We start from the raw sequence: 13,699 nt of genomic DNA, 5'->3' as shown, positions 1-13,699 counted from the left end.
ACCCTTGCCGGCCTGTCGGGGATGTCTGAAATGACTGTCGAAAAGAACGAGCGCGAACTGGAAAGCGGTATCCACACCGACCTGACGGGTCGGATCACTTACGCCGGATACCTTCGTCTGGACCGCCTGCTGTCCTCGCAGCAGCGCCTGTCCGACCCGCCGCACCACGACGAGATGCTGTTCATCATCCAGCACCAGACCTCCGAGCTGTGGATGAAACTGCTGATCCACGAGCTCTCGGCGGCGATCGCGTTCCTGCAGCGCGACCAGGTCTGGCAATGCCAGAAGGGCCTGGCGCGGTGCAAGCAGGTGCTGCAGCAGCTGACCGCGCAATGGTCGGTGCTGGAGACGATGACGCCGTCGGAGTACATGGGCTTTCGCGACATCCTCGGCCCCTCGTCGGGCTTTCAGTCGCTGCAGTACCGCACCATCGAGTTCCTGATGGGCAACAAGAACGCCGCGATGCTGAAGGTGTTCGCCCACGACGCCGACGCGCAGGCCGGGCTCGAGCGCGTGCTCGATGCGCCGTCGCTGTACGACGAGTTCCTGATGTACCTGTCGCGTTTCGGCCATGCGGTGCCGCAACGCCACCTGGAGCGCGACTGGCGGCAGGCGCATGTCGCCGTCCCCGAACTGCAGTCGGTGTTCGAGCGCATCTACGAGAACACCGACCTCTACTGGCGCGAGTACGCGCTGTGCGAGGACCTGGTGGACCTGGAAACCCAGTTCCAGCTGTGGCGCTTCCGCCACATGCGCACCGTCATGCGCATCATCGGCTTCAAGCGCGGTACCGGCGGCTCCAGCGGGGTCGGCTTCCTGCGCCAGGCGTTGGAGCTGACGTTCTTCCCCGAGCTGTTTTCGGTCCGAACCAGCATCGGCCTGGCCCCGACGGGCGAGGGCTGAGCGCGCCGCCCGACGCGTGCGGTGCCCGTGCCGCCGGCGCGTCGATCGCCTCGGAATCCGCGTGATCGGCGCGATCGCGCGGCGGCGTGTGGCGTGCTGCACCGCAGCAATACGCTGCCGGTGGTTTGACGCATCCGCGCCCACCCGGTAAACCTCTCCGGTCCCGTGCCGCAGGCGTGGGCTTTCCATTCAGTTTCGACACGGGGGACACCGCATGAGCGGCGCCGCAATACCTACGCAGGGCCAAGAAGCGCCCATTCCAGAGTTCAAGCAGATCCTCGGCCATCCGAAGCCGCTGTGGATGCTGTTCATGTCGGAGTTCTGGGAGCGCTTCGCGTTCTACGGCATCCGCTGGGCACTCGTGCTGTACATCGTGTCGCAGTTCTATGGCGGCGACGCGTCAGGCCAGGCGCCGGCCAACCTGACCTACGGTTCCTACCTTGCCCTGGTCTACGCGGGTGCCATCTTCGGTGGCTACATCGCCGACCGGGTCATCGGCTACCAGCGATCGATCCTGCTCGGTGCGGTGTTCATGGCCGCCGGCCTGTTCATGGTCTCGCTGCCCAACCTGCAGATATTCAACCTGGGCCTGGCGACGATCATCGTCGGCAACGGTCTGTTCAAGCCCAACATCTCGACGATGGTGGGCAAGCTGTACGCCAGCGGCGACGAGCGCCGCGATTCGGGCTTCACCATCTTCTACATGGGCATCAATGCCGGTGCGTTCATCGCCCCGATCATCACCCAGCTGCTGGCGCAGAAGGTCTTTGGCACCGAAACATTGCCGGCGTACAAGATGGTCTTCATCGCCGCGGGCATCGGCATGCTGATCAGCCTGGTGTGGTTCTGGTTCGGCCGTCGCCAGCTGCAGGGCATCGGTCGTCCGCCGGCGGAAGCGCCTGGCAAGCAGCGCGTTGCCTACGTGGCCCTGGGCGCGCTGGCCGCGATCCCGCTGGTCTACTCGCTGCTGGCGCTGGGTGCGAACGCGCTGCAGGGCATCCTGAGCCTGCTGTTCGTCGGTCTGTCGGCGATGCTGCTGGTCGAAGGCTTCCGCAACGGCGCCGTGGCACGCGACAAGGTGTTCGCGATGCTGATCATCTTCGCGTTCAACATTCTGTTCTGGATGTTCTTCGAGCAGGCGGGCAGTTCGTTCACCTTCCTCGCCGAGGAAATCGTCAACCGCGACCTTGGCGGCTGGACGTTCCCGACCGCGTGGTTCCAGTCGGTCAACTCGATCGCCATCATTGCCCTGGCACCGATCATCGCGTGGATCTGGGTCGCGATGGCGCGCAAAAACGTCAACCCGTCGATCCCGCGCAAATTCGGCCTGGGCCTGATCTTCAACGGCCTGGCGTTCCTGTTGCTGATGTTCGCCCTGAAGAGCCTAGTCGGCGAGGACAACAAGATCCCGTTCTGGACCCTCTTCATGGTCTACGTGATCCAGTCGGTCGGCGAGCTTTGCCTGTCGCCCATCGGCCTGTCGATGGTCACCAAGCTGGCCCCGATTCGCCTGGTTGGCCTGGGCATGGGCGGCTGGTTCCTGTCGACCGGCATCGGCAACAACCTGTCGGGCATCTTCGCCAGCCACGTCAGTGGCGAGAGCGGCATGACCACGACCTCGGCGTTGAGTGGCTACACCTTCGGCTTCTATTCGCTGCTGGGCGCTGGCGTGCTGCTGTTCCTGATCGCGCCGCTGGTCCAGAAGCTGATGCACGGCGTGAAGTAACGCGTCGCCCGTGCCCACCGCTTGGTGGGCACACGGTGGCCAACATTGCCGCATCGGACATGCCCGCCCTTGGCGGGCATGTTCGTTTCCGGGGGCGGCGATTCGGGCGGGCGTGCCCCACAGCGGCGCTCGTGGCGTCGTGGCCGAGGCGCATCGATTGCCAGTCCGGTGCCCGTTCGCTTGCCGGCTCGGGCCTGCCCGGCTGGGGCCTGCCGGTTCGGGCCTCGTCGGTTCGGGGCTTGCCCGGTTACGGCATGTCCGCCGCGGCCTCGACCTCGGCGCGCATTTCCAGCTCGTCCAGCCGGTCGAGCAGGCGGAACAGCATCGCGCGTTCGGCCGCGTCCATGCCCTTGAACAGCCGCTGTTCGAACGAGAGCGCCAGCGGCGCGATCTCGTCGTAGATCCGGTAGCCGGCTTCGGACAGCTTCAGCACCGAACGCCGGCGATCGTCGTCGTGCATCTCGCGCTGCAGGCGGCCGGACTCGATCAGACGAGACACGGCGCGGCTCACCGCCACCTTGTCCATCGCGGTGCGCTGGGCGACCTCGTTGGCCGACAGCTCGGGGTAGCGCCCCAGCACCGCCATCACGCGCCACTCGGTGATGCCCAGCGCGAAGCGCTCGGAATATACGCGCGCGATCGCGGTGCTGACACGGTTGGACAGCACCGACAGCCGGTACGGGAGGAAGTGCTCAAGGTCGAGCTCGGCATGGCGCGGCGGGGTGGCTGACATACGGCGGGTGCCTGATTTATGGTTTCATGTGAAACTTATATCCCCCGGGGCGAGAGTCCCACGTAGGTCCGCCCCGCCGCGGCCTTCCATCGCGACACAGGAGCCAACCATGAGCGCCCAGCCAAACCTCGGCATGCAGGTCACCACTTTCGAGAATCCGCTCGGCATCGACGGCTTCGAGTTCGTCGAGTTCGCCGCGCCGCAGGGCCAAGGGGAGATGTTGCACGATTACTTCCGCAAGATGGGCTTCACCGCGGTGCTGCATCACAAGAGCCGCCCGATCACCATCTATCGCCAGGGAGGCGTGAACTTCCTCGTCAACGAGGACCCGGACAGCTTCGCCGCCGAATTCGCCGAGGCCCACGGCCCGTGCGCGTGCGGCTTCGCGATCCGCTTCAAGAAGCCGGCCGGCGACGTGCTGGCCACGGTCCTCGGCAACGGCGGTGAAGCGATCACCGACAAGGCCGACACGCGCGCGGTCGACGCACCGGTGGTCAAGGGCATCGGCGACTGCATGCTGTACCTGGTCGACCGTTACGGCGACAAGGGCACGATGTACGAGGAGTTCCTGCCGGTGCAGGGCGCCGACCCGGCCCCGAAGGGCTATGGCCTGACCTTCATCGACCACCTCACGCACAATCTGTATTTCGGCAACATGCAGAAGTGGTCGGACTACTACGAGCGCCTGTTCAACTTCCGCGAGATCCGCTACTTCGATATCAAGGGTGCCAAGACCGGCCTGGTCTCCAAGGCGATGACCGCGCCGGACGGCGTCGTGCGCATTCCGCTCAACGAATCGAGCGATCCGAAGTCGCAGATCAACGAGTACCTCGACGCCTACAAGGGCGAAGGCATCCAGCACATCGCCTGCTTCACCGACGACATCTACTCGACGGTGGAAGCGATGCGCGAGGCCGGCTTGACGTTCCTCGACACGCCCGACACCTACTTCGACGTGATCGACCAGCGCGTGCCCAACCACGGTGAGGACGTCGCGCGCCTGGCCAGGAACAAGATCCTGATCGACGCCGATGCCGAGACCAAGCAGCGCAAGCTGCTGCAGATCTTCACCACCAACGCGATCGGACCGATCTTCTTCGAGATCATCCAGCGCAAGGGCAACGAAGGCTTCGGCGAAGGCAACTTCCAGGCGTTGTTCGAGAGCATCGAACGCGACCAGATGAAGCGCGGCGTGCTCTGATCGTGCCGTAGGGCGGGCCCAGGCCCGCCACTGGCCCGCAACATCACTCAACCACACATGCGATGGTGGGCTTGAGCCCACCCTACGGATGCGTGCTCTGATCGTGCCGTAGGGCGGGCCCAGGCCCGCCACTGGCCCGCAACATCACTCACCCACGCATGCGATGGTGGGCTTGAGCCCACCCTACGGATTCCCATGAAATCCAACAGCTACCAATCGGGTTTCGGCAACGAGTTCGCGACCGAGGCGGTCGCCGGAGCGCTGCCGGTCGGACGCAATTCACCGCAGCGCGTCGCGCACGGTCTCTACGCCGAACAACTGTCGGGTACGGCATTCACCGCGCCGCGCGGCGAGAACCGCCGCAGCTGGCTGTATCGCATCCGCCCCGCGGCGATGCACGGAACGTTCTCGCCGTATGCGGCGCCGGCCGACACGCCCCGGTTCCACAGCGACTTCGGCCAGGGCCCGATTACGCCCGACCAGTTGCGCTGGAGTCCGTTGCCGCTGCCGTCCGTGGACGGTGGCGCGGCGGTCGATTTCGTCGATGGCCTGTTCACGATGGCTGGCAATGGTTCGCCGGCCGCGCAGCACGGCGTCGGCATCCACCTGTACGCGGCCAACGCCGACATGCAGGGCCGCTACTTCTACGACGCCGACGGCGAGCTGCTGATCGTGCCGCAGCTGGGACGCCTGCGCATCGAAACCGAGCTGGGCGTGCTCGACGTGGAGCCGCAGGAGATCGCCGTGGTGCCGCGTGGCGTGCGCTTCCGCGTGGCGCTGCCCGACGGCGAAGCGCGCGGCTACGTGTGCGAGAACTTCGGCGCGCTGCTGCGCCTGCCCGATCTCGGGCCGATCGGCAGCAACGGCCTGGCCAATCCGCGCGACTTCCTCACGCCGTGCGCGGAGTACGAGGACCTCGAGGGCGATTTCGAGCTGATCGCGAAGTTCCAGGGCCACCTGTGGCGTGCCGACATCGGTCACTCGCCACTCGACGTGGTGGCGTGGCACGGCAACTACGCGCCGTACAAGTACGACCTGCGTCGCTTCAACACGATCGGCTCGATCAGCTTCGATCACCCCGATCCGTCGATCTTCCTGGTGCTGCATTCGGCCAGCGACACCCCGGGCACCAGCAACCTGGATTTCGTGATATTCCCGCCGCGCTGGCTGGTGGCGCAGGACACCTTCCGGCCGCCGTGGTTCCACCGCAACATCGCCAGCGAGTTCATGGGCCTGATCCACGGACAGTACGACGCCAAGGCCGAGGGCTTCGCGCCGGGCGGCGCTTCGCTGCACAACTCGATGACCGGCCACGGGCCCGATGCGGCGACGTTCGACAAGGCCAGCGCATCCGATTTGTCCCGGCCGGACGTGATCGCCGAAACGATGGCTTTCATGTTCGAGACGCGCGCGGTGATCCGCCCGACCGCGCAGGCACTCGATGCGGCCCATCGCCAACGCGACTACCAGGCCTGCTGGGCCGGCTTGCGCAGCCACTTCGTCGCGCCCGTCTGACCCGCGTTGCACCAATCCGGCCGGCCCTCGCGGGCCGGTGGCACGTCGTTGCCCGCACTGCCGCCATGCGACGGGCATCGGCGCGCTTCGCATTGCATTCACGACCGCCCGTTACGCTGCGGCGGTCGCTTCACGGAGAGATCGGATGAGATTGGCATTGCCTGGATCCACCTTGTTGTTGCTGGCGTTGACGGCATGCAATCCCGCGCCCGCACCGCAGGACGCCGTTGCGCCGCCGTCGGATGAGCCCGCCGAGGACGTGCCGCCCGCCACTGCGCCCAAGCCAGCGCCTGCGCCTGCGCCGGGCTCCGATCCGACGGCCGGTCTCGTCGGCCTGGGCGGTTACGGCCCGGCGAGTTTCGGCATGGATGTCGCCGCGTTGCGCAAGGCCGTGCCCGAACTGGGTGAAGGCAAGCCGGCCGAACCCGGTGGCTGCCACTACCTGCCGCTGGGGTCCGCGTCCGGCGACCAGCCGCAGGTGAGCTTCATGGTCGAAGGCGACAAGTTCGTGCGCATCGATGTCGACTCCGCTGCGGTGGTCGCGCCGGGCGGTGGCAAGATCGGCATGGACACCAAGCAGATCGAAGCGCTGTATGCCGGCCGCGTCGAGAAGCTGCTCAACAAGTACGTGCCCGCAGCCCGTGACCTGCGCATCAAGGATGCCGACGGCGGCACCGGCGTGCTGCTGTTCCAGGCCGACGAGAAGGGAAGCGTGCACGCGTGGCATGTCGGCATTCCACCGCAGGTCGATTACGTCGAAGGTTGCAGCTGACGGGCACGCGGCGCAGCGGTGGCATCGCACCGCGCGCGGCGACCTGACGACAGGCGACCCGGCTAGAATCGACCCGGCTAAAATCGGCTCGATCGATGGCGCCTGCCCACCGTGCGCGCCGAGCGCGCTAGGTGGGGCAGGCAACCGCCCGTCGCGGGCCGATGGGACAACAGGGGAATGATGATGCTGGCTGCCGTGGGGTTGTTCGTGCTGGGGCTGGCGCTGCTCGCGCTGGGTGGCGATTCGATCGTCAAGGGCGCGGCCGGCTTGTCGCAGCGGTTTGGTGCGTCGCCGTTCGTGGCCGGCATGGTGCTGGTGGCATTCGGCACGTCGCTGCCGGAAGTGGCGGTCAACGGGCAGGCGATCGCCCAAGGGCAGCCGGCACTCGCGCTGGGCAACGCGGTCGGCAGCAACGTCGTCAACGTCGGCCTGACCCTGGCCATTGCCGCGCTGGCCGCCCCGCTGGTGGTGCGTTGGCGGGCACTGGCGCCGCTGTTGGTGGTGCTGGTGCTGGGCACGGTGGCGGTGATCGTGCTCGGCCTCGATGGTTCGCTGTCGCGCGTCGAGGGCTTTGGTCTGCTGATCGCGTTCGTCGCGGTGTTCGCGTTTGCGCTCGCACGCAGCCGCAGCGAGGATGCCGCCGTGCGCGAGGAGCTCGAGGCCTACGTGCGCACCAGCACCGACCCCACCCAGAACCTGCTGCGGGTCGTGATAGCGGCGGTTGCGCTGTACTTCGGTTCCAAGTTCGTGGTTGTCAACGCATTGCAGATCGGTGACTGGTGCGGGTGGTCGCCGTTGCTGACCGGTCTGGTGCCGGTCGCGATCGGCACCGCGCTGCCCGAGGCCGCCGCCGCACTGGCCGCGGCGCGGCGCGGACAGGGCGACCTGGTGGTCGGCCATGTCGTGGGGTCCAGCGTGTTCAATCTGTTGGTCGTCGTGGGCGCCATGGCGGCCTGGAACACGCTGCCGATGCCGGGGTTGCTGGTGCGCTATGCGCTGCCGGCCGCGCTTGCGTTCGCGCTGGTCCTATACCCGATGCTGCGCGGCGATCTTCGGGTCAGCCGCAACGAAGGCATCGTGCTGCTGGTCGGCTTTGCCGCATGGCTGGCGTTCGAGCTGGTGCTGGTGCGCGACGCGGCGGGGATCGCGCCGCTGTAACCGGGCTTTCTGCCGGAGCGTTGCATGCGGACAGTGCTCGTGCCGCCGGTGGCTTGCCGGTGGCATCGTGCGATGCGGTCGTCGGCCATCCGCGACGTCGCCGATATACTTCGGCCATGACCAGCTCTCCCACTCCCGCGCACCAGGCGCGCCTTCGGCCATCGCGCGCGCTGCGCGGCCTCGTCGAGTTCTTCCGCCTGGAAGCCGCTGCCGGCATCACCCTGATCGTTGCGGCCGTGCTGGCGCTGATCGCGGCCAACTCGCCGTTTGCGGGCCTGTATTCGGCATTCCAGGACATGCCGGTACAGATACGCATCGGTGCGCTCGACCTGGCCAAGCCCGCGTTGCTGTGGATCAACGACGGCCTGATGGCGATCTTCTTCCTGCTGGTCGCGCTGGAGATCAAGCGCGAAGCGTTGACCGGGCAGCTTGCCGGTCGCGAGCAATTGGTGATGCCGTTGGTTTGCGCGGCGGCCGGCGTTGCGGTGCCGGCGTTGCTGTTCATCGCGCTCAACCACGACGATGGGGCGGCGATGCGCGGCTGGGCGGTGCCGACGGCAACTGACATCGCGTTCGCACTCGGCGTGCTGGCCCTGCTGGGATCGCGCGTGCCGGTGGGCATGAAGCTGCTGCTGTCGACGATCGCGGTGGTCGACGATCTGATCGCCATCGTGATCATCGCCTTGTTCTATTCGCATGGCATGTCGCTGGTCGCGCTCGGGCTGGCCGCGGTCGCGCTGGCGGCGATGTGGGTATTGAACCGCCTGCACGTGACGCGGCTGGCCCCTTACCTGCTGCTCGGCGTGGTGCTGTGGGTGTGCGTGCTGAAGTCGGGAGTGCACGCCACGCTGGCCGGCGTCGCCACGGGCCTGATGATTCCCCACGTCGATCGCCGCAACGCGGTACCCGACGAGATCGAGCATTCGCCGCTGGAGTACCTCGAACACGCGCTGCACCCGTGGGTGGCCTACGCGATCCTGCCGCTGTTCGCGTTCGCCAATGCCGGCCTCGCGCTCGGGGGCATCGATGCGGGCGCCATGCTGTCGGCGCTGCCGATGGGCATCGTGCTGGGATTGGTGATCGGCAAGCCGGTCGGCATCGTCGCCGCGGCGGTGGCAATGCGCGCCCTGGGTTGGGCGAAGTTTCCGGCAGGAATGGACCTTCGCGCGATGCTCGGCCTGGGTGTGCTGTGCGGCATCGGCTTCACGATGAGCCTGTTCATCGCGTCGCTGGCGTACCACCAGCCGGCGCAATACGACGGTGCCGTGCTGGGCATTCTCGGCGCGTCACTGCTGGCTGCCGTGATCGGCTTCGCGTGGCTGCGCGCGGTACTGCCCGCGCGCGCCGCGGGCACGGACTGAGGCGGAGCCACGCATGCGTCATGCCCTGGTGTTTGGCGGCAGCGGCCAGATCGGACGGCCGTTGCTTGGACTGCTGCGTCGCGACGGTTGGCGCGTGAGCGCGTTGTCGCGCAGCCCGCAGACCGACCAGCCGGGCCTGCACTGGCTGCAGGGTGGGTTCGATGCGATGCCCAACCTGCCTGCCGGCGTCGACGTGGTGGTCAGTTGCGGACCGCTGGACGGGTTCGCGTCCTGGTACCGCGACGCGCGCCTGCGTGCACCGCGCGTGGTGGCATTCGGCTCGACCAGCGTCGATACCAAGCTGGGCTCGGCCGACGCCCACGAGCGCGATGTCGCCCGGCGCCTGCGCGATGCCGAGGCGTCGTTGTTCGTCGAAGCCGCCGAGCGCGATGCGGCGGCCACCGTGCTGCGGCCCACGCTGGTGTATGGCGCCGGTCGCGATGCCACCCTGACCCGGATCGCGGCCCTGGCGCGGCGTTGGCGACGGTTCCCGTTGCCGCGTGGCGCCAATGGCCTGCGCCAGCCGGTGCACGTCGATGACCTTGCCGCGGCGGCGTTTGCCAGCATGGGCAGCAGCGTTACCCACGGACGCGCCTACGCGCTGCCCGGCGGAGAAACGCTGGCCTATCGCGAGATGGTCGCGCGCGTGCTGGCCGCTCTTGATCCACCACCGGCGATGATCGAATTGCCATCGCCGCTGTTCAACCTGGCCCTGCTGGCGGCGCAGGCCAGCGGTCGCGCCAGTGGCCTGGGAGAGGCCGCCGTGCGCCGGATGCGCAACGATCTGGTGTTCGATGCCACGCCGGCACGCCGCGATTTCGGCTACGCCGCGCGCGACTTCGCCCCGACCGCGGCGATGTTCGAGCCGCGCGGCGACGAAGCCGCGTAGCCCCGGCGGGCACGCGGTGCGGCCGACGCCGTTGACGGTGGGCCGTGCGCAATTCGTACGACCGGGCTAAAGATCCTGCGCCGTCGGCATCGACCTGGTCTTGGCCAGGGCGCGCAGCGCGATCGCCAGCACGCCGCCGAGCACCATCGAGCCACCGATCCACAGCCGTGGGCCCGGCCGGTCGCCCCAGAACGCAACGCCCAGGCCGATCGCGAGCACGGGGACCAGCAGCAGCCACGGCATCACCTGCGCCACCGGATGCCGTTGCACCAGCACGTAGTACAGGCCGTGACCGAGCAGGGACGACACGAACGCGGCATACGCCACGCCAAACCAGGCCACCGGTCCCGCCGAGCGCAGCTGCGCCAGGCCTGCGGGCTCCATCAGCATGCTGGCCGCCAGCAGGGGCAATAGCGCGATCAAGGCCGTCCAGCCCTGCTGGCTCCACACGTCGAGGCCGCGCAGGCCCTTCATGAGCACGGTGCCGACCGCCAGCGCCGCCGCCGAGGCGAGCATCAGCAGCACCGAGGCGGGGTGGTCGAGCACCAGGGGATCAAACCCCAGCACCAGCACGCCGGCAAAGCTCAATGCGATCGCAACGCCGGTACGCCAGGCGAAGCGCTCGCCGAGCAGCCACCACGCCAGCAGCGCGGTCATCGGTACGTAGCTCTGCATCACGATGGCGGGAGAGGACAGGTCGCCGGCAAGCTTGAGCGCCGTGAAGCTCAGGCCGAAATGCACGACGCCGATGCACAGGCAGACGGCGACCAGTCGAGGCCATTGGCCGTGGGCCGGGCGCTTGAGGAAGAACACCATCGGCAGCGCGAGCAGTGCAAAGCGCAGCGCGGTGAACAGCAGTGGCGGCAGTTCGCGCAGGGCATAGGCCGACGCGAGGAAGTTGCCGGCCCAGGCCAGCACGATCAACAGCAGCAGGACGAGATCGCGTGGCGGCATCGGCGTATCTTCGCCGAGCCGCGTGGACAGGTGTGAACAAGTCGCCGCGACACAGTGTTTCCGGCATGGCGTTGGCCACTGACCATTGCCGCTGCCGCGTGCGGCCGCGCATCCCGCTCCGAGCTGGAGCGGGATGCGGGCGCCATCAGAAGCGATAGCTGATCGAGGTCACCAGTTCGCGTCCGCTGGCCGGGAAGCCCACGTACGCGCCTGCCCCGGCGTTGTAGCCGTAGGTGGCGTGGTCGTAGTAGTGACGGTCGAACAGGTTGTTCAGTGCCACGCCCAGCACCAGCTGCCCATCGGCGAGCAGTTGCCAGTTCGCCATCGCATCGACCACGGCGTAGCCGGGCTTGTCCGGCGCGCCCGGCGCGATCGAGTTGGCCTCGTCCTCCACGCGTCGCGCGCGCAGGCCGTAGCGCGATCGGCCCGAGGCGGAGCGCCAGTCGACGCGCGCCGTCCAGGTGCGGCCGATGCCGGTGCCCAGGCCCAGGTCGGCATCGTTGAGCGGGCGGTCGTCGAACCGGTTGTCGGAGTTCCACACGCCCAGGCCCACGCCGAACTGCTGCCAGTCCTTGCCGGCTTCGAGCTCGTAGCCATCGACCTCGGCCTGGCCGATGTTGCCCCAATGGCCCCACTCGGCGTTGCCGGTGTAGACCGCGGCGATGTAGTTGTCGATGTGCTGGCGGAAGCCGGTGGCACGCAGGTACCAGCCGTCGCGCTCGTAGGCCAAGCCCAGTTCGACGTTGTCGGCGCGCTCGCCTTCGAGGTCGCCGTGGTGCGTGTACAGCGCACTGAAGAACGCCTCGCGAATGGTCACGCCGCGGAACGCCTGGGCGTATGCCGCGCGAAGGCTCAGGTGATCGGTCGGACGCCACTCGATGGCAAGGTTCGGGCTGGGACGCGATTGCGCGTTGGAAGCACCCTTGCCGACGCCGGCATCGACCTCGTGCCGGTAGTCGTCCCAGCGTACCCCGGCCGACAGCAGCCATGACGCCGAGGGTCGCCAGTCGCCCTGCACGTAGGCCCCGAACACGCGCGCTGTCTGCTGTGTGCTGCCCCAGAACGGCGGCGGCGTGGCCTGTTGCGTCGCCCGCAGTTCATCGCGCCGGTAGTCGATGCCGTAGACCAAGTCGAAGGCATCCAGGCGCGTGGTGTTGCGCAGATCGAAGCCGGTGCTGACCTGCTGGCCCCGGCTGTACACCAGGCCCGTGTTGTTGCGGCGGTTCTGGTAGCGGCTGTCGTTGCGGTAGGCCGTCGCGCGCACGTCGATCGCAGCGCTCGCCGGGTTGTAGCGGTGGTTGTACGAGAGCGTTTCGCGACGCATCCGATGATCGGACAACTGGAAGCGACCGTTGAAGTTGGTCATGTGCGGGCGCTCGTAGTACGTGCCGGTGTCGTCGAGCCGTTCCGCCGAGAGATCGAAGCTGTGCGCGTTGAACTGACCGTTGAGCTTGACCTGGCTGCGCTCGTGATCGAACGCGGTGGGCGATACGCGCTGGCCGTTACCGTCGTCGTAATCGCCGCCGTCGTGGCGCACATGCGTCGCCATCAGGCCCAGGTTGGGGCCCACGCGGGCGAAGGCCGCGACCACGGCCTTGTGGTGGTCCTGCCCGTTGAAGCCGGCCGCACCCTTGACCAGCATGCCGGCGTCGCGGCCGGGCGAGAGCATGTCGAAGGCATTGCGTGTGTTGACTCGCATCGTGCCGGTCAACGCACCTGCACCGGCGGTGGCGGCGCCGGCGCCGGCATCGAGTTCGATCGAACGGATGAACTCCGGTTCTACCTGCACGCGCGTCTGGTGGTGGTACAGCTCGGCCGGCTGCTGGGCACCGTCGATGGTGACGTTGAGCAACGTGTCCTCGAATCCGCGCACGTAGACCTTCTGCGCCACCGTGGATCCGCCGCCGACCGCGACGCCGGACTCGTTGGAGAGCAGGTCGCCCAGGTCGGCCGCCTGGGTCAGTTCGATTTCGTTGCGATCGATCGCGAAGTTTCCAGGCTCGCGCTCGGCAGTGACCACGACCTCGTCGAGCGTGCGTGCCTCGGCGTCGGGTAGGGGCTGTACGGCGTGGGCCATCGGGGCAAGCGCAAGCAGCGTCGCGCCTGTCAGCGACAGGCGCATCGGAAGGGAATTCATGCTGGATCGTCCTGGAAGGAAGAAGGCGGGATCAGCGCGCCCGGAAGGGCTGCGCTGCCGCATTGGCTGGACGTGTCGATGCAACGTCGGGCGAGCGGGCCGGCGAATACTGCCGCGTTGCGGCCGATCTGTAAATGCGAGAAATTCTCATTTGGCCTGACAGCGTCGCTGCGCGGCGCCATCGGCACCACGTAGTCCCGTCTTGGCGGCGGTGTCCGCGCGTTGTGCGTGCGATCACGGCGCACAGGAAGGTCCGGCGAAGCGCGCCACGCGTGCACGATGCGCGGCTTCGACGAACACCTGCGCAATCTTCGGGCTTGCCAATCACGATTCGCGCTTCGTAGGATGTC

At 67.6% G+C, this 13,699-nt stretch carries 11 protein-coding genes; 8 read left to right on the top strand and 3 right to left on the bottom strand.

The features are described from left to right. Positions 1-30 precede the first annotated feature (30 nt). Together EER27_RS08505 and EER27_RS08500 are read left to right on the top strand one after the other, a co-directional pair. The gene (locus EER27_RS08505; protein WP_123087595.1) at positions 31-903 is read left to right on the top strand and encodes a tryptophan 2,3-dioxygenase; all 873 of its coding nucleotides are present in this window, start codon (positions 31-33) and stop codon (positions 901-903) included. A 214-nt stretch (positions 904-1,117) separates the two neighbouring features. Beyond that, the gene (locus EER27_RS08500; protein ID WP_123087594.1) at positions 1,118-2,629 is read left to right on the top strand and encodes a peptide MFS transporter; all 1,512 of its coding nucleotides are present in this window, start codon (positions 1,118-1,120) and stop codon (positions 2,627-2,629) included. Positions 2,630-2,876: 247 nt separating this feature from the next. On the opposite strand, the gene EER27_RS08495 is transcribed toward EER27_RS08500, so the two are convergent. Further along, positions 2,877-3,362 (bottom strand): MarR family winged helix-turn-helix transcriptional regulator, encoded by a 486-nt coding sequence (locus EER27_RS08495; protein ID WP_123087593.1) that lies wholly within the window; start codon positions 3,360-3,362, stop codon positions 2,877-2,879. A 109-nt stretch (positions 3,363-3,471) separates the two neighbouring features. On the opposite strand from EER27_RS08495, the gene hppD reads away from it, so the two are divergent. From hppD to EER27_RS08465, 6 genes are all read left to right on the top strand, one after another. Beyond that, on the top strand, positions 3,472-4,563 hold the full coding sequence (hppD, locus tag EER27_RS08490) for a 4-hydroxyphenylpyruvate dioxygenase (protein ID WP_190285706.1): 1,092 nt from the start codon (positions 3,472-3,474) through the stop codon (positions 4,561-4,563). A 195-nt stretch (positions 4,564-4,758) separates the two neighbouring features. Then, the gene (hmgA, locus tag EER27_RS08485; RefSeq protein ID WP_123087592.1) at positions 4,759-6,078 is read left to right on the top strand and encodes a homogentisate 1,2-dioxygenase; all 1,320 of its coding nucleotides are present in this window, start codon (positions 4,759-4,761) and stop codon (positions 6,076-6,078) included. Positions 6,079-6,223: 145 nt separating this feature from the next. Continuing rightward, positions 6,224-6,850: a lectin gene (locus EER27_RS08480; protein WP_148040980.1), complete on the top strand. Its 627-nt coding sequence runs from the start codon at positions 6,224-6,226 to the stop codon at positions 6,848-6,850. Positions 6,851-7,030: 180 nt separating this feature from the next. Beyond that, entirely contained in the window at positions 7,031-8,008 is a 978-nt protein-coding gene (locus tag EER27_RS08475; RefSeq protein ID WP_190285724.1) for a calcium/sodium antiporter, read from the top strand. Between the two features lie 116 nt (positions 8,009-8,124). Continuing rightward, the gene (nhaA, locus tag EER27_RS08470; protein WP_123087590.1) at positions 8,125-9,369 is read left to right on the top strand and encodes a Na+/H+ antiporter NhaA; all 1,245 of its coding nucleotides are present in this window, start codon (positions 8,125-8,127) and stop codon (positions 9,367-9,369) included. Positions 9,370-9,382: 13 nt separating this feature from the next. Next, entirely contained in the window at positions 9,383-10,258 is an 876-nt protein-coding gene (locus EER27_RS08465; protein WP_123087589.1) for an NAD-dependent epimerase/dehydratase family protein, read from the top strand. Positions 10,259-10,324: 66 nt separating this feature from the next. On the opposite strand, the gene EER27_RS08460 is transcribed toward EER27_RS08465, so the two are convergent. Together EER27_RS08460 and EER27_RS08455 are read right to left on the bottom strand one after the other, a co-directional pair. Further along, positions 10,325-11,212, bottom strand: coding sequence for a DMT family transporter (locus tag EER27_RS08460; protein WP_123087588.1), 888 nt, complete (start codon positions 11,210-11,212; stop codon positions 10,325-10,327). A 145-nt stretch (positions 11,213-11,357) separates the two neighbouring features. Next, positions 11,358-13,349 (bottom strand): TonB-dependent receptor domain-containing protein, encoded by a 1,992-nt coding sequence (locus EER27_RS08455; RefSeq protein WP_190285705.1) that lies wholly within the window; start codon positions 13,347-13,349, stop codon positions 11,358-11,360. Positions 13,350-13,699: the final 350 nt, after the last annotated feature.

The organism is Montanilutibacter psychrotolerans (assembly GCF_003719825.1).
Lineage (GTDB): Bacteria > Pseudomonadota > Gammaproteobacteria > Xanthomonadales > Xanthomonadaceae > Montanilutibacter > Montanilutibacter psychrotolerans.
The sequence above is the reverse complement of the archived record's forward strand: the minus strand, read 5'-3'. Positions and strand labels throughout refer to the sequence as shown.